Origin of the sequence: Vibrio sp. 10N.286.49.B3 (genome assembly GCF_002873395.1) — a bacterium.
Taxonomy (GTDB): domain Bacteria; phylum Pseudomonadota; class Gammaproteobacteria; order Enterobacterales; family Vibrionaceae; genus Vibrio.
Genome location: NZ_MCUV01000009.1, coordinates 55,694 through 71,771 on the forward strand (window position 1 = coordinate 55,694; position 16,078 = coordinate 71,771).

Annotated in this window: 12 protein-coding genes; 7 read left to right on the forward strand and 5 right to left on the reverse strand. The window is 40.3% G+C overall.

From position 1 onward, the window contains the following. Positions 1-65: 65 nt before the first annotated feature. A complete protein-coding gene (locus BCU68_RS05390; protein WP_102563771.1) occupies positions 66-1,445 on the reverse strand; it encodes a flagellar sheath protein A in 1,380 nt (459 codons plus the stop codon). A 685-nt stretch (positions 1,446-2,130) separates the two neighbouring features. Here BCU68_RS05390 and pflB point away from each other — a divergent pair. From pflB to BCU68_RS05425, 7 genes are all read left to right on the forward strand, one after another. Beyond that, positions 2,131-4,407, forward strand: coding sequence for a formate C-acetyltransferase (gene pflB, locus BCU68_RS05395; protein ID WP_102563772.1), 2,277 nt, complete (start codon positions 2,131-2,133; stop codon positions 4,405-4,407). A gap of 113 nt (positions 4,408-4,520) precedes the next feature. Next, a complete protein-coding gene (locus BCU68_RS05400; protein WP_102563773.1) occupies positions 4,521-5,513 on the forward strand; it encodes a lipid A deacylase LpxR family protein in 993 nt (330 codons plus the stop codon). 125 nt (positions 5,514-5,638) lie between these two features. Continuing rightward, a complete protein-coding gene (gene pflA / locus BCU68_RS05405) occupies positions 5,639-6,379 on the forward strand; it encodes a pyruvate formate lyase 1-activating protein (RefSeq protein ID WP_102563774.1) in 741 nt (246 codons plus the stop codon). A gap of 194 nt (positions 6,380-6,573) precedes the next feature. Next, on the forward strand, positions 6,574-7,074 hold the full coding sequence (locus tag BCU68_RS05410) for a YfbU family protein (RefSeq protein ID WP_102563775.1): 501 nt from the start codon (positions 6,574-6,576) through the stop codon (positions 7,072-7,074). A gap of 303 nt (positions 7,075-7,377) precedes the next feature. Beyond that, entirely contained in the window at positions 7,378-9,312 is a 1,935-nt protein-coding gene (locus BCU68_RS05415) for a PrkA family serine protein kinase (protein WP_102563776.1), read from the forward strand. Between the two features lie 87 nt (positions 9,313-9,399). Then, a complete protein-coding gene (locus BCU68_RS05420; RefSeq protein WP_102563777.1) occupies positions 9,400-10,671 on the forward strand; it encodes a YeaH/YhbH family protein in 1,272 nt (423 codons plus the stop codon). A gap of 11 nt (positions 10,672-10,682) precedes the next feature. Continuing rightward, positions 10,683-12,209, forward strand: coding sequence for a SpoVR family protein (locus BCU68_RS05425; RefSeq protein ID WP_102563778.1), 1,527 nt, complete (start codon positions 10,683-10,685; stop codon positions 12,207-12,209). Positions 12,210-12,371: 162 nt separating this feature from the next. On the opposite strand, the gene kdsB is transcribed toward BCU68_RS05425, so the two are convergent. The 4 genes from kdsB to msbA are packed head-to-tail and all read right to left on the reverse strand — an operon-like array spanning position 12,372 to position 16,052. Then, a complete protein-coding gene (kdsB, locus tag BCU68_RS05430; protein WP_102563779.1) occupies positions 12,372-13,130 on the reverse strand; it encodes a 3-deoxy-manno-octulosonate cytidylyltransferase in 759 nt (252 codons plus the stop codon). Further along, the gene (locus tag BCU68_RS05435) at positions 13,131-13,310 is read right to left on the reverse strand and encodes a Trm112 family protein (RefSeq protein WP_102563780.1); all 180 of its coding nucleotides are present in this window, start codon (positions 13,308-13,310) and stop codon (positions 13,131-13,133) included. After that, on the reverse strand, positions 13,291-14,298 hold the full coding sequence (lpxK, locus tag BCU68_RS05440; protein WP_102563781.1) for a tetraacyldisaccharide 4'-kinase: 1,008 nt from the start codon (positions 14,296-14,298) through the stop codon (positions 13,291-13,293). The genes BCU68_RS05435 and lpxK overlap by 20 nt, the downstream gene beginning before the upstream one ends. Positions 14,299-14,303: 5 nt before the next feature. Further along, the gene (gene msbA / locus BCU68_RS05445; RefSeq protein WP_102563782.1) at positions 14,304-16,052 is read right to left on the reverse strand and encodes a lipid A ABC transporter ATP-binding protein/permease MsbA; all 1,749 of its coding nucleotides are present in this window, start codon (positions 16,050-16,052) and stop codon (positions 14,304-14,306) included. Positions 16,053-16,078 lie beyond the last annotated feature (26 nt).

A 16,078-nucleotide genomic window follows, 5' to 3' on the forward strand; every position in this document is an offset into this window, starting at 1 on the left:
TTAGTAAATTGTTGATACAAAAAAGCCCCTTACGCTAGGGGCTCATTTATTGCTTAGTAAAGTGACTAATTACTAAAAAATAGTTTGCTGTATTTTGCCGTATTAGTCTGGTAATTAAAATCTGCCCACTGACTTGGAGCGACAACCGCAGAGACGACATCCTCTTCTTCATAAGCACTGAGTAAGTACTGCACACTGCTAGCTGAAACCTCACCATCAACTTCAAACAGAGTGGTCTCAAGGGAGTCTGGTGACATTGCACTTAAATTCTCCAGATCTAAATTAGGTATAAGGACAAGCCCATCGCTATTTTCAGAAATTATCACATGTTGAAGTGTTTCTGTATTATTCGCATACGATTGAGTATATTTATTACGAGCAATCAACCTGTTAGTAGAGTAAATCATTGTCATATCGACAGCTGCACTATTTCCAATACTTTGTATTTCAGGAAAACCATCACCTATCGTTAAGCTATCTGGTTGCATAATATCTAATGTGGTTTCAAATTTATCATTTAATGCTAGAGTCCATTCAGATTCTAACTCAACCTCAGCATGATAGAACCAGGTATCTTCAGCAGAAGTTATCGAGAAGTTCTCTTCCGTTTCTACATCTGGCTGAGCCCAATCATAAATATAATTACCCTTAGCTATATTTATTTGCAACAAGTTTAGCTGATCATATAAAGGTAGTTGGTTACTCCAGTTTAGAACACTATCCAGTGGCTCTAATTCGGCATCAGTACGCTCATTCTCTGTTAATTTTTCAGCAAAAGAATAGCTATTGAACTCTTTATTATTAAACCCTTTAACTAATACGGCTTCATCATTAAAAGCCGTAATATTTACTTGGTTAGCTGTGGTTATCCCGTCATTGCCAAATGTCGACAAATATTGAAAGCCATTAATGCTAACTTCACTTCCAGTTATTGAGAGGACAGTCCCCGATTGAGTCCCACGCATCTCATTTTTTGAGTAACAAGCAGAATTAACCCCCTGTGGACGTCCAACTTTAATAAGCTGGCTTATCAGTAATTCTTTTTGAATCGACAAAGCCTTGTAATAAGGGTTATTACTTCCAGGATAATCGAGTATTGAAATAAAGCTATCATCTTCTAATGATTTCTTATCTATAACGAGTTTCCCGCTAGAATCCGGCGCCTTCACCTCAATAACTTCACCATTATCACCATGAATCAAAATAGTGACATCTGTTGCTACATTTGCGTAAGTATACTTGGTCGTCCCATCATCCGACTCATTAACGTCAAATGCTGTACAATTTACTTGCTCATTATTCGTTGGACTCTCAAGTTGAATAAACTCAAGAGTAATATTTTCAGGTGTATAACCACCACCACCATCACTACTACTGTCACTACCACAACCAACTAATGAAGTTGCCACCACTGCCGCTAACGGCAACATTTTTAAATTTTTCATTGTTCTTCCATATATAAGCGGCAATGCAGTGCCTTGAACGAATTCATCTACTGCAAATCAAGCAAGATTAACGCCAAGTTTTAAGTGAGTTTTACTTTTATTCAATTAATATCAATTTTTTCTTATAACAATAATGTCGGGCTATCGTAATCGAATAAAAAGAGATGCCCATCACCAAAAAGTGAAACATCCTTACAAGATATGAACCTGAAACAAGGCTGAACGTGTTAAATGTCATTTTATTTCACATAATTTCAGAAAGTGATCGAGATCAATCACCCCAAAGAGTAGTATTGCTATAGTCCGTTACAACTTAATTACTGCTGTATATAAAGGTGGAAATGCTCTACATTGACACCAATTCATGACTAACATCGACATGAATGTTTATAGAGTGCGTTATGGTAATGAGTAAAAAAACAGCAATAAAAATTGAATCTATCAAAAATTTTTGCATTTTTTTGCCATTTATTGATTTAGTTTAATGTTTACAGTTTTTTTTTAGTGTAGACTTAAGCTCAAGTTAAAAGATTCGATCTCATGAGTATCAATATCTATAATTTAATCGTATAGATTTTAAGATAGATATTGTTATTTTAAATATAGAGTGTACTTTTCCCTCATGGGATAGCTGGCTCACCAGCGAATCGGTACGTATTTTTACTACGAAAAAGGTAGGTATGTCATGGCAGAGCAATTTGCTAAAGCTTGGGAAGGTTTTGCTGAAGGTGATTGGCAAAACGAAGTAAACGTTCGTGATTTTATTCAAAAGAACTACACACCATTTGAAGGTGACGAATCTTTCCTAGTTTCTGAAGGTACTGAAGCAACTAACGTGCTTTGGGCTAAAGTAATGGAAGGTATTAAGGAAGAGAACCGTACTAAGGCTCCTCTAGATTTTGATACATCTGTTATTTCTACCATCACTGCTCACGATGCAGGCTATATCGAAAAAGATTTAGAAACTATCGTAGGTCTTCAAACTGAAGCGCCTCTTAAGCGTGCAATCATCCCTAACGGTGGTGTTCGCATGGTTGAAGGTTCTTGTAAAGCATACGGTCGTACGCTAGATCCTACAGTTTCAAAGATTTACTCTGAATACCGCAAAACTCACAACGCTGGTGTTTTCGATATCTACACTCCTGATATCCTAAAATGTCGTAAGTCTGGTGTTCTAACTGGTCTTCCAGATGCTTACGGCCGTGGTCGTATCATTGGTGATTACCGTCGTGTTGCACTATACGGTATCGACTTCCTAATGAAAGACAAGCAAGCTCAGTTTGCTTCTCTTCAAGAGCGTTTCGAAAACGGCGAAGACCTAGCAGCTACAATGCAACTTCGTGAAGAAATCTCTGAGCAACACCGTGCTCTAGGTCAAATCAAGACTATGGCAGCTAAATACGGCTGTGATATCTCTGAGCCTGCACAAACAGCTCAAGAAGCAATCCAGTGGACTTACTTCGGCTACCTAGCTGCTGTTAAATCTCAAAACGGTGCTGCAATGTCTCTAGGTCGTACATCGACTTTCCTAGACATCTTCATCGAGCGTGATATTGCTGCTGGCCTAATCACTGAAGTTCAAGCTCAAGAAATGATTGACCACTTCGTAATGAAGCTACGTATGGTTCGTTTCCTACGTACTCCTGAATACGATGAGCTATTCTCTGGTGACCCAATCTGGGCTACTGAGTCTATGGGTGGTATGGGTATCGATGGTCGTACACTAGTTACACGTTCGAACTTCCGTTTCCTAAACAGCCTATACACTATGGGTCCTTCTCCAGAGCCAAACATCACTGTTCTTTGGTCTGAGAAACTTCCTGAAGGCTTCAAACGTTTCTGTGCGAAGGTATCTATCGATACTTCTTCTATCCAGTACGAAAATGATGACCTAATGCGTCCTGACCTAGCTTCTGATGACTACGCGATCGCTTGTTGTGTATCTCCAATGATCATTGGTAAGCAAATGCAGTTCTTCGGTGCTCGTGCTAACCTTGCGAAAACGATGCTTTACGCAATCAACGGTGGTATCGATGAGAAGCTGAAAATGCAGATCGGTCCTAAAGAAGCACCAATGACAGATGCTGTTCTTGATTACGATAAAGTAATGGATCGTCTAGACCACTTCATGGATTGGTTAGCGAAACAGTACGTGACTTCTCTAAACAGCATTCACTTCATGCACGACAAATACAGCTACGAAGCGTCTCTAATGGCTCTTCATGACCGTGATGTTCGTCGTACAATGGCATGTGGTATTGCTGGTCTTTCAGTTGCTGCTGACTCACTATCTGCAATCAAATACGCTACAGTTAAACCTGTACGTGATGAAGATGGTATTGCAACAGACTTCGAAATCGAAGGCGATTACCCTAAATTTGGTAACAACGATGCACGCGTAGATGATATTGCATGTGAACTTGTTTCTACATTTATGAACAAGATCCGTAAGCTTAAGACTTACCGTGATTCTGTTCCTACACAGTCAGTTCTTACTATTACATCTAACGTTGTATACGGTAAGAAAACGGGTAACACTCCAGATGGTCGTCGTGCTGGTGCTCCTTTTGCTCCGGGTGCAAACCCAATGCACGGTCGCGATGAGAAAGGCGCTGTAGCCTCTCTAACATCTGTAGGTAAACTACCGTTTGCTGATGCACAAGATGGTATCTCTTACACTTTCTCTATCGTTCCAAACGCGTTAGGTAAAGAAGAGTCAAGCCAACGTGCTAACCTTGCTGGTCTAATGGATGGTTACTTCCACCACGAAACTGGTATTGAAGGTGGTCAACACCTAAACGTTAACGTTCTAAACCGCGAAACTCTAGAAGACGCAGTTAAGCACCCAGAGAACTACCCTCAGCTAACTATCCGTGTATCGGGTTACGCTGTGCGTTTTAACTCTCTAACAAAAGAACAACAAGCTGACGTTATCGCTCGTACATTTACTGAATCTCTATAATTTTAGATTTTAAGTAATAATTAACGATATACTCAACAAAACCCACTCTAATGAGTGGGTTTTTTTTGTATCTAATGTAGGATATATTTAAACTTCAATTATTTATATCCACTATGCATTCACAGAATAAATCCATACAACGTACTGTTATCTCGACGAGTTTAGCGCTGCTTTCTCTCTCGATTTTACCGTCTCATGCTGGTACGGTTGCCTTTAATATTGATAATGATGGTGTCTTTGGTGTTGATAGAGACTATACCAACGGGCTTTATCTCTCCTATTTTTCCAATGAATTTGCATATACCCCACTCCTTCTTACTCCACTTGCTAACACATTTGGAACCTTCCCTAATGCCTCACATAAATGGGGGATTACGGTTAGTCAAAAAATGTGGACACCTGAAGAAATTGAAGAAGCCGATCCACAACCCAATCAAAGACCCTATGCTGGTGTGCTCTCGTTTCAGTTTGATTATGCTAACTTATCCAGCTACCGAACTGATCGCTATGGACTACTGCTCGGTTTAACCGGTGAAAACTCACTGGCTGATATAGCGCAGAGCTTTATTCATAGCATCACTGGATCAACAAAACCAGAAGGCTGGGAGCATCAAGTTGAGGATGCTTTTTTAGTTAATCTAGATTTCGAAACTCATAACGTTTTTCAACGCAGTAAATGGTTATGGCATGAACAGGAGTTACAAAGTATCTCACGTATCATGGTTGGTAATTATCGAAGTGAACTAGCAACAGGTGCAATGTGGCGCTGGGGGGCAGGGTTAAGAGATAGCGTGGGAGCGAGTCGTATTGCCTTTGAAGATTCTATCAACCCTGGCATGCTGCGCTCTAAATCTAGAGGCTATTATTTTTTTGCTGGCATTGAAGGGCGTTATCGATTTAATGATATCACCATAGAAGGCGACGTACCTGATACTGTTTATCCTGTGACTTTACAAAATTTGCAAGCTTCTGCTTCATTTGGAGCGGTTTGGTATAACCAACGTTATGGTGGTTCGTTTACTTTATCTGCAAAAAATTCCGATTTTAAAGAAGATAAGACCAATATCTATACCATAGGTTCGCTAAATTTATTTGCTTCTTTCTAGATTGAACAAAACATACAAGTGCCAGTCAATCGAACTTTTCTTTCGCTAACATTGTGATATCAGACTGTTTAAACCCTGTAATTTGTAATAAAATAACTAACAAATAACTTACTCGAGATGAAATAATGTCAACTATTGGTCGAATTCATTCCTTTGAGTCCTGTGGTACCGTTGATGGTCCAGGCATTCGTTTTATTGTCTTTTTGCAAGGCTGTTTAATGCGTTGTAAATACTGCCACAATCGCGATACTTGGGATATGCATGATGGCAAAGAAGTCACTGTTGAAGAGATCATCACTGAGGCTAAATGTTACCGCCACTTTATGAAAGCATCGGGCGGTGGCATTACTTGCTCGGGTGGCGAAGCGATGCTACAGCCTGAATTTGTTCGTGACCTATTCCGCTCAGCTCAAACTGAAGGCATCCATACTTGCTTAGATACTAACGGTCACATTCGTAAACATACTGATGTTATCGATGAAGTTTTAGACGCCTCAGATCTCGTTATGCTTGATCTTAAGCATATGCAAGATGAAATACACCAAGATCTCGTTGGTGTTTCAAATCGACGTACTCTAGATTTTGCTCGCTACCTACACAAACGCAATCAAACCACTTGGATTCGTTACGTTATCGTCCCTGGCTATACTGATGATGAAGCGTCTGCACGTCTTCTTGGTGAGTTTATTAAAGATATGGATAATGTCGAGAAGGTTGAACTACTCCCTTACCATAAGCTTGGCGCTCATAAGTGGGAAGCATTAGGATACGATTACCCGCTCGAAGGAACAAATCCACCGTCAAAAGAGACGATGGAAAGCATTGTTGCAACACTGTCTGAATATCACAGTAACGTAAAATATTAAAATTATTATTGGATAAAAATACCAGCGAAGTTCGCTGGTATTTTTTTGCTTAATCTGTACACAAATCAACAATTTTTAATTACATTTTTACTTTTATATTTAAACCGTGTTGAGATCATGTTTCAATGCAGGTTATTACTGTTAACCTAAATTCAACGAATAAAAATTCAAATAAAATTTAATGAGGCTTCACTATGGAAATGACCGACGCTCAACGTCTTATTTTATCAAACCAATATTACTTGATGGCTAAAATGACGCCTGAGAATGGAGAAAAATATCAACGCTTACAAACGATTGTTCAGCGTGGCTATGGTTTACAAATGCGCGAACTCGATAAAGAGTTTGGCTACCTAGTCGAAACAGAGTGTCGTGAAATTATCGATATCATGGAAATGTACCATGCGATGCAAGAATCGAATAAAATGCTCTCTGATTCAGAGCGTGCTAATGTTGATCAGCGCCGTTTGCAGTTTTTAGGTTTTGATATTGCGACAGAGGCTCAGGCGGTTAACTACGTTCGCTTCCTAACTGACTCTGAAGGTCTGTACCCACAGTTTGATAAAGCCGATCACCACTTTAATAGTCAAATGCCAATGTTTGATAAGTACCGTCGCATGCTGACAACATGGCGTCACTGCCCACGCCAATATCACTTATCTGCAGCTGAATTTGGTAAAATTTTTAACGCATAATAGTGACATATTATTGCGATTAGATACAGTTTACGCTTAGCTTTAGGGTTGATGGTCATACATCAACCCTTTTTATATTGATACCCTACTCTTCCACTAGTCACACCTCGAATCTCCACTATATAAATCTGCACATCAGCACGCTTTTCCGATTTAAAATTGTTTTCCTTCCTTTAAATTATGTAAATAAATGCATAATTGTTAAGCACAAATGAGTTTTCCCGTCTAGTCTTAGAATGTATGGAAGCGATGGCTTTTTTGACATCATTCGTCAGACAAATAAGCTCAAAGGGGAAACACGATATGAGTATTTTTGACCATTACCAAACACGCTATGAAGAAGCCAAAGAAGAAGAGATTTCACTTCAGGACTTCCTAGCACTATGTAAAGATAACAAGAGCGCCTATGCCAATGCTGCCGAGCGCCTTCTACTGGCGATTGGTGAGCCTGAAATCATCGATACTGCTCAAGACCCTCGATTAAGCCGTATTTTTTCAAATCGTGTCATTTCCCGATATAAAACATTTGAAGATTTTTATGGAATGGAAGATGCTATTGAGCAAATCGTCTCTTATTTAAAACATTCCGCTCAGGGACTAGAAGAACGTAAACAAATTCTCTACCTTTTAGGTCCTGTAGGTGGCGGTAAGTCATCGCTTGCAGAAAAACTAAAAGCATTAATGCAACAAATGCCTATCTATATCTTATCGGCTGATGGGGTTCGTAGCCCAGTTAATGACCACCCATTCTGTCTGTTTGATGTCACCGAGGATGGTGAGTTACTAAAGCAAGAGTATGGTATTGAGAAGCGCTATTTACGCTCTATCATGTCACCATGGGCTTCAAAACGCTTGCATGAATACGGCGGTGACATTTCAAAATTTAAAGTCATCAAAGTGCGCCCATCGATTCTTGATCAAGTCGGGATTGCCAAAACAGAACCTGGTGATGAAAACAACCAAGATATTTCTGCACTCGTCGGTAAAATTGATATTCGTCAGTTAGAACATTACTCACAAGATGATCCTGATGCATACAGCTATTCTGGTGCGCTTTGTAAAGCCAACCAGGGGTTGATGGAATTTGTGGAGATGTTTAAAGCGCCACTAAAAGTTCTCCACCCTCTTTTAACAGCAACACAAGAAGGCAACTTTAACGGCACTGAAGGGCTATCTGCTCTACCATTTGATGGCATGATTCTCGCGCACTCAAATGAATCGGAATGGCAAGCTTTTCGAAATAATAAAAACAACGAAGCATTCCTTGATCGTGTTTATATTGTCAAAGTCCCTTACTGCCTACGCGTCTCTGAAGAAGTTAAAATTTACGAAAAACTATTGCAACACAGTGAGCTATATAAAGCGCCATGCTCTCCAAGCACATTAGAGTTGCTGTCACAATTTAGTATCTTGTCGCGCCTAAAAGTGCCAGAGAACTCTTCCCTGTTCTCTAAAATGCGCGTTTACGATGGTGAAACATTAAAAGATACTGATCCAAAAGCAAAGAGTTACCAGGAGTATCGTGATTTTGCTGGCGTCGATGAAGGGATGGCGGGTCTATCCACTCGTTTCGCTTTCAAGATTCTATCGCGTGTATTTAACTTCGATCAATCCGAAGTCGCCGCTAACCCTGTTCATCTGTTTTACGTTATCGAACAGCAAATTGAACGCGAGCAGTTCCCTCAAGAGCAAGCGGAACGTTACCTTGAATTCTTAAAAGGCTATCTAGTTCCACGCTATGTTGAATTCATTGGTAAAGAAATTCAAACCGCTTACCTCGAGTCCTACTCTGAGTATGGTCAAAATATCTTTGATCGCTATGTCACTTATGCGGACTTCTGGATTCAAGACCAAGAATATCGTGATCCTGAAACCGGTCAGCTTTTTGACCGCTCATCACTCAATGAAGAGCTAGAGAAAATAGAGAAAACCGCTGGGATCAGTAACCCAAAAGATTTCCGTAACGAGATCGTTAATTTTGTACTTCGTGCTAAAGCGAATAATAACGGTAAGAACCCTGTGTGGACCAGTTATGAAAAACTACGCACAGTTATTGAGAAGAAAATGTTCTCCAATACAGAAGAATTACTGCCTGTTATTTCTTTCAATACGAAAACATCTTCTGATGATCAAAGAAAACATGACGACTTTGTCGCTCGTATGATGGAGAAAGGCTATACAGAGAAACAAGTTCGCTTGCTATCTGAATGGTATTTGCGTGTACGTAAATCATCATAACGTCTAAATATATAAACCTTAGCTCCCTAAGTTACTAAAGCGCTTAGGGGGCGAGTATTTTGCGATTTAACGAATGAGGGGAAGTTCATGGCGCAATTTATTGATAGGAGACTCAATGGCAAAAATAAGAGTGCCGTTAATAGACAGCGATTCTTACGTCGTCATAAAGCTCAAATAAAAGAATCTGTTACAGAGGCGGTCAATCGCAGATCGATTACTAATACTGAAACAGGCGAGGATATCGCTATTCCTCACAAAGATATTACCGAGCCAAGCTTTCATCAAGGTCAAGGTGGTGCACGTGAGCGTGTTCACCCTGGTAATGATCAATTTATTACTGGTGATCAAATAGAAAGACCGAAAGGCGGTCAACAAGGTGGCGGATCTGGTGATGGTGACGCTAGCAAAGATGGTGAAGGACAAGATGAATTCACATTTCAAATATCAAAAGATGAATATTTAGATATTTTATTTGAAGATTTAGAACTCCCTAACCTTGAAAAAAATCAGATGAATAAAATCATCGAATGGAAAACACATCGCTCTGGTTATCAAAGTGCTGGTATCCCCTCTAATATTGCCATTGTACGATCACTGCAGCAGTCCCTTGCCCGCCGCACGGCAATGACAGCAGGTAAAAAGCGCTTAATTAGTGAATTAGAAGATGAATTGAATCGGATAGAAAACCACGAGCCTGCTATTCCACTGGAAGAGCGTCGTATAAAATCTGAAATAGAATCTCTGCGCAAAAAAATCAAAAGCGTACCGTTTATCGATACATTTGATTTACGCTTTAAAAATTACGAAAAGCGCCCTATTCCATCTAGCCAAGCGGTGATGTTCTGCATTATGGACGTTTCCGGCTCAATGGATCAGGCAACGAAAGATATAGCAAAACGCTTCTATGTCTTGCTCTATCTATTTTTGAATAGAACCTATGAAAATGTCGATGTGGTTTTTATTCGTCATCATACCCAAGCAAAAGAAGTGGATGAGCATGAGTTTTTCTACTCACAAGAAACCGGCGGTACGATTGTTTCTAGTGCGCTGAAGTTAATGAATAGCATCATTCAGGAGCGTTACCCTGAAAATGAATGGAATATCTATGCGGCACAAGCCTCTGACGGAGATAACTGGGCTGATGACTCTCCTCGCTGTAAAGAGCTTTTAGTTAATAACTTACTGCCAAGCTGCCAATATTATTCTTATATAGAGATAACACGTCGAACTCATCAAACACTTTGGCATGAATATGAAAAACTCGAATCGCAATTCAACCATTTTGCGATGAAAAATATCAAAACAGTTGATGATATTTTCCCTGTATTTAGAGAGTTATTTCAAAAAGAGCATTCTTAGGGAGAAGAACAATGGTGACAAAAGCTAACTCAAAATTATTGCCCGATGGTCCTGACTGGACCTTTAGCCTTCTAGATCAGTATCATGTTGAAATTAAGCGGGTCGCTCAACATTACCGTCTAGATACTTACCCTAACCAAATTGAAGTCATTACCTCTGAACAAATGATGGATGCCTATTCAAGTATCGGTATGCCTATCAATTATAACCACTGGTCTTTTGGCAAGAAATTTATTCAAACTGAGCAGAACTATAAACATGGCCAGATGGGGTTAGCTTACGAAATCGTCATCAATTCAAATCCATGTATCGCCTATTTGATGGAAGAAAACACCATCACAATGCAAGCGCTTGTCATGGCACATGCTTGTTATGGTCATAACTCTTTTTTCAAAGGTAATTATCTATTCCAAACTTGGACAGATGCTAGTTCGATTATCGATTATCTACTTTTTGCTAAAAACTACATTGCCGATTGTGAAGAAAAACATGGTGTAGAGGAAGTAGAAAAGCTGCTCGACTCATGCCATGCCTTGATGAACTATGGTGTTGATCGCTATAAGCGCCCTGAAAAAATTTCAATTGCTGAAGAGACCGCTCGTCAGCGCGAAAGAGAAGAGTATTTACAATCCCAAGTAAACCAACTATGGCGTACGGTACCAAAAGCGGAAGCCGTTGCGGAAGAAACGGAAATACGCTTCCCTAGTGAACCTCAAGAAAATATCCTCTACTTCATTGAGAAACACGCTCCGCTATTAGAGTCGTGGCAACGTGAGTGTGTACGTATAGTGCGTAAGATCAGTCAATACTTTTATCCACAAAAACAAACTCAGGTAATGAACGAGGGGTGGGCAACGTTTTGGCATTATACTATCCTCAATCACCTATATGATGAAGGCTTAGTTTCCGATAAATTTATTTTGGAATTTCTCCACAGTCATACTGGTGTAGTCGCTCAACCGGCTTATAACAGCCCCTACTTTAGCGGTATCAACCCTTATGCATTGGGCTTTGCTATGTTTCAAGATATACGCAGGATCTGCGAAGAACCCACCGATGAGGATAGAGAGTGGTTCCCTGAGTTAGCAGGCAGCGATTGGCTAGACGCTGTGCATTTTGCTATGCATAACTTCAAAGATGAAAGCTTTATTAGCCAATATTTATCGCCGAAGATCATTCGTGATTTTAAACTGTTTTCTATCTTGGATGATGATAGTCGTAACTATATTAAAGTTAGCGCAATACATGATGAGATGGGCTATAAAGCGATTAGAGAAAAACTCGCCGCTCAATATAACCTGAGTAACCTAGAGCCTAATATTCAAGTTTATAATGTCAATGTTCGTGGCGATCGCTCATTAACCCTTCAGTACGTGCCACATAACCGCATTCCTTTACATAGCGGTTATGATGAGGTGATGAAGCATTTATATCGACTATGGGGCTTTGATGTGGTTTTAGAAGAGCTTAAAGAGAGTGGTCGTAAGGAAATTTTAGCAACCTGCCCTAAACGTACCGACTATGGGGTTAATTTATAGCGATTGCCTATCTCTATTTTGCTCAATGAAGATTAATTACTTTGATTAATATAAATAAAAAAGGTTGGCTTACCGTAAGCCAACCTTTTTAATATCATCAATACTTGTTATGTAGCTAATACCAATTCACTTACTTGCTTTGATTGCGATAAATAACGATTATCAAAGACCTCTGGCAGCAACAATTGCTCTTACAGCTTCAAGATCTTCTGGCGTATCAACCCCTGCTGCTGGTGACTCTTTCGCCACTGCGACATGAATTTTTTCACCGTACCACAGCACACGTAACTGCTCTAAACATTCAATTTTTTCCAGCGTACTTGGTTGCCAATTAATGTAAGTATTAATAAAGCCCGCTCGATAAGCATAAATACCAATATGGCGTAAAAGTGGCTGCACTATATTTTGTGACGATTCTGCAAAGTTATCACGATCCCAAGGAATAGAGGCACGACTAAAGTAGAGCGCATAACCATCTTTATCCGTTACCACTTTAACGGCATTGGGGTTAAAAACTTCTGACTCATGGCTAATTTCAACACCTAGGGTTGCCATTGGAGCAACGCTTGCTGCTAAGTTATGGGCCACTTGCTTAATAATGCTTGGTGGGATCAAAGGCTCATCACCTTGCACATTGACAATAATATGATCATCAGCAATGCCCATAAGCTTAACCACTTCCGCTAAACGTTCAGTGCCTGATTCATGATCAGGAGACGTCATACATACTGTCGCACCAAAGCCTTTAGCCACCGCTTCAACTTGAGCGTCATCGGTGGCAATAATGACTTGATCAGCACCAGACTGAAGTGACTGCTCGTAAACCCATTGAATCATCGGCTTACCATGAATATCAGCGAGCGGCTTACCCGGTAAACGTGTTGACTGAAAACGAGCAGGAATGACAACAGTAAATGACATCTAACACACCTCATCCATAGAAATGGTGCGAGCTTCTTGCTCTAACAACACAGGAATACCCTCTTTTATTGGGTATGCTAAACGGTCAAACTTACAAATAAGCTCTTTATTTTCCTTATCGAAAGTAACCTTGCCCTTACATACTGGGCAAGCAACGATCTCAATTAGACGATGATCCATAATGTGTCATTACCTTATTAATTTTTGTTAGAATTCGTTGTTGATCTTTTGCTCTAAATTGCGCAGATACTGGTAAATACCACCAATTACTTTGCGAAAATTGATCACATTTAACCGCATCTTTTTCTGTCATGATCAAGTTAGAGCCTTTACTCGCTAAGCTTTCAAGCTCTGCTAAAGTAAAATCCTGATGATCCGCAAAGCCTTGTGAGTGTACTAACTGAGCACCGAGATTTTGCAGTGTTTTAAAAAATCGTGGTGGATGCCCGATACCAGCAAAAGCGACTAAACCTTCAAGCTCTGTGACTGGTTTTGTCTCTCCACTGACTAAGTTAACCGCTAAGCTTGGCTGCAGCGTCATCAAGATTTCGCTCTCTTGCGCAGCGCCGCCATTATTAATAATAAAATCAACGTCACACTGACGAGTTAACTCTTCACGTAATGGCCCAGCAGGGATCATATGTTGGTTACCAAAGCGACGGACACCATCAATGATCGAAAACTCAATATCACGGTCTAATGCATAGTGTTGTAACCCATCATCTGTCACTATCACGTCAACTTCACGATCCAAGAGTGCTTTCACAGCATCAGCGCGTTTAGGGGCAACGGCAACAGGTACTCCTGTGCGTTTGTAAATCAGGCGTGGCTCATCACCGCTATAAGCCGCTGGCGTTTCACTAGATAGGATAAGTGGGTAGCTTGGCGCTTTGCCACCGTAACCGCGCGAGACAACACCAGGACGATATCCCTGTGCTAATAGCGTCTCCACCAGCCAAATCACCACTGGCGTTTTACCATTACCACCAGCGGTAATATTGCCCACAATAATAACAGGTAAAGGGGCTCTATAACTTTTTTCACGCAACTGTAAGAACCGTCTACGACGTAAGCGGCTAATCCACAAAAAAATCACACTCAGTGGCCACAACAGCGGCCACAATAGGTATTTCAAAGGATGGTTTTCAAACCAAATTTTCTCAATCACAGGCGTTAATCGCTAAACTGAATACGGTGTAATTGAGCATAAGCACCACCTTGCGCTAATAGTGGCTCGTGAGCACCACGCTCAATCACTTCACCATCATCAATCACTAAAATTTCATCGGCATTCTCGATGGTTGATAAACGGTGTGCTATGACTAATACCGTTTTATCCTTTTGTAACTCATTAAGAGCCGATTGAATTGCACGTTCAGACTCTGAATCTAATGCTGATGTTGCTTCATCTAAAATAAGCACCGGAGCATCACGTAATAACGCACGAGCAATGGCAATTCTCTGACGTTGCCCACCTGAAAGACTCGTACCATTTTCACCGATAATAGTATCTAAACCATCATCCATTTTTTCAATAAAGTCCATCGCATAAGCAAGTCGTGCTGCTTCTTCAATTTGCTCGCGGCTATACTCACCTTCTGCAGCATAGGCAATGTTATTCGCGATCGTATCATTAAATAAATGCACATTTTGCGAGACCAAAGCAAAGTGTTGGCGCAAGTTTTTTAATGTATAGTCACGTACATCTTGACCATCTAAACAAATCGCACCGGAATCGACATCATAAAAGCGGGTAAATAGGTTTGCTATTGTACTCTTACCAGAGCCAGAGCGACCGACTAATGCAACCGTTTTACCTTGAGGAATCGAAAAGTTCACATGAGATAGTGCTGGTTTTTCTTTTCCTGCGTAAGTAAAGGTCACGTCTTTAACTTCAACCAAACCAGTCACTTTATCAGCTTCTACTTTACCTTTATCTTTCTCAGTATCTAAATCCATTAAAGTAAATAACGTATGACTCGCAGCCATACCACGTTGGAATTGAGACGTCACATTGGTGAGCGATTTTATTGGTCGCATTAAGCCAAACATTGCTGAGAAAATCACAGTAAAAGTACCTGGTGTCAGTTCAGCTCGTACAGACTCAACACTGGCTAAAAAGAGAACCGAAACTAACGCTATCGAAGCAATCATCTGAATAATTGGGTTCGCCGCAGCTTGGGCTGTCTTAAGTTTCATTGATTGTTGGCGCATTTGGTTACTAACTTTATCAAAACGAGCCTTTTCTACATCTTGACCGCCGTAACTTAAAACGACTTTATGACCACGTAGCATCTGCTCTGCTGACGTAGTCACTTTACCCATCATGGTTTGCATATTACGCGAGATCATGCGAAAGCGCTTAGAAACAAAACTAATGGCCCAAGCAACAGCTGGAGCAACAACGAGTAAAACTAATGATAATTGCCAGCTATTCCAAAACATTAGAATCAAAAGACCAATAATGCTGGCACCTTCTCGAACAATACTCACTAACGAATTACTGGTCGCTGAAGCAATCTGTTCTGAATCATAGGTAATGCGTGACAAAAGTTGCCCTGTTGGTTCTTTATCAAAGAAACTCACTGGCATATGCATGAAGTGATTAAAGATATTTCTTCTCATCGTCATAACCACATTGCCAGAGACCCAACTTAAGCAGTAAGTTGAAACAAAGCCCGTTACACCGCGTAAAAACATCATGCCAAAAATAATAAAAGGCAATATGCGTAAGAAGTTCGATTCTGCATCACCAAAGCCTTCATCGAGCAATGGTTTAAGCAGTGAAATCATATAAGTATCTGCAGCCGCATTTAGAATCAATGCAACGGTAGCCACTGCCAAGCCAGACTTATATTGACGAATATAAACCCACAGTCGTTTGAACGTTTTCCATGTGTTTTCATCTTGTTGTTTCGACATAAAATTACTTAAATTTTTGACAATAA

What these genes read in the sequence shown, in the direction of transcription:
- BCU68_RS05390 (WP_102563771.1), bottom strand. Translation starts at nt 1,445, where the DNA reads ATGAAAAATTTAAAAATGTTGCCGTTAGCGGCAGTGGTGGCAACTTCA.
- pflB (WP_102563772.1), top strand. Translation starts at nt 2,131, where the DNA reads ATGGCAGAGCAATTTGCTAAAGCTTGGGAAGGTTTTGCTGAAGGTGAT.
- BCU68_RS05400 (WP_102563773.1), top strand. Translation starts at nt 4,521, where the DNA reads ATGCATTCACAGAATAAATCCATACAACGTACTGTTATCTCGACGAGT.
- pflA (WP_102563774.1), top strand. Translation starts at nt 5,639, where the DNA reads ATGTCAACTATTGGTCGAATTCATTCCTTTGAGTCCTGTGGTACCGTT.
- BCU68_RS05410 (WP_102563775.1), top strand. Translation starts at nt 6,574, where the DNA reads ATGGAAATGACCGACGCTCAACGTCTTATTTTATCAAACCAATATTAC.
- BCU68_RS05415 (WP_102563776.1), top strand. Translation starts at nt 7,378, where the DNA reads ATGAGTATTTTTGACCATTACCAAACACGCTATGAAGAAGCCAAAGAA.
- BCU68_RS05420 (WP_102563777.1), top strand. Translation starts at nt 9,400, where the DNA reads ATGGCGCAATTTATTGATAGGAGACTCAATGGCAAAAATAAGAGTGCC.
- BCU68_RS05425 (WP_102563778.1), top strand. Translation starts at nt 10,683, where the DNA reads ATGGTGACAAAAGCTAACTCAAAATTATTGCCCGATGGTCCTGACTGG.
- kdsB (WP_102563779.1), bottom strand. Translation starts at nt 13,130, where the DNA reads ATGTCATTTACTGTTGTCATTCCTGCTCGTTTTCAGTCAACACGTTTA.
- BCU68_RS05435 (WP_102563780.1), bottom strand. Translation starts at nt 13,310, where the DNA reads ATGGATCATCGTCTAATTGAGATCGTTGCTTGCCCAGTATGTAAGGGC.
- msbA (WP_102563782.1), bottom strand. Translation starts at nt 16,052, where the DNA reads ATGTCGAAACAACAAGATGAAAACACATGGAAAACGTTCAAACGACTG.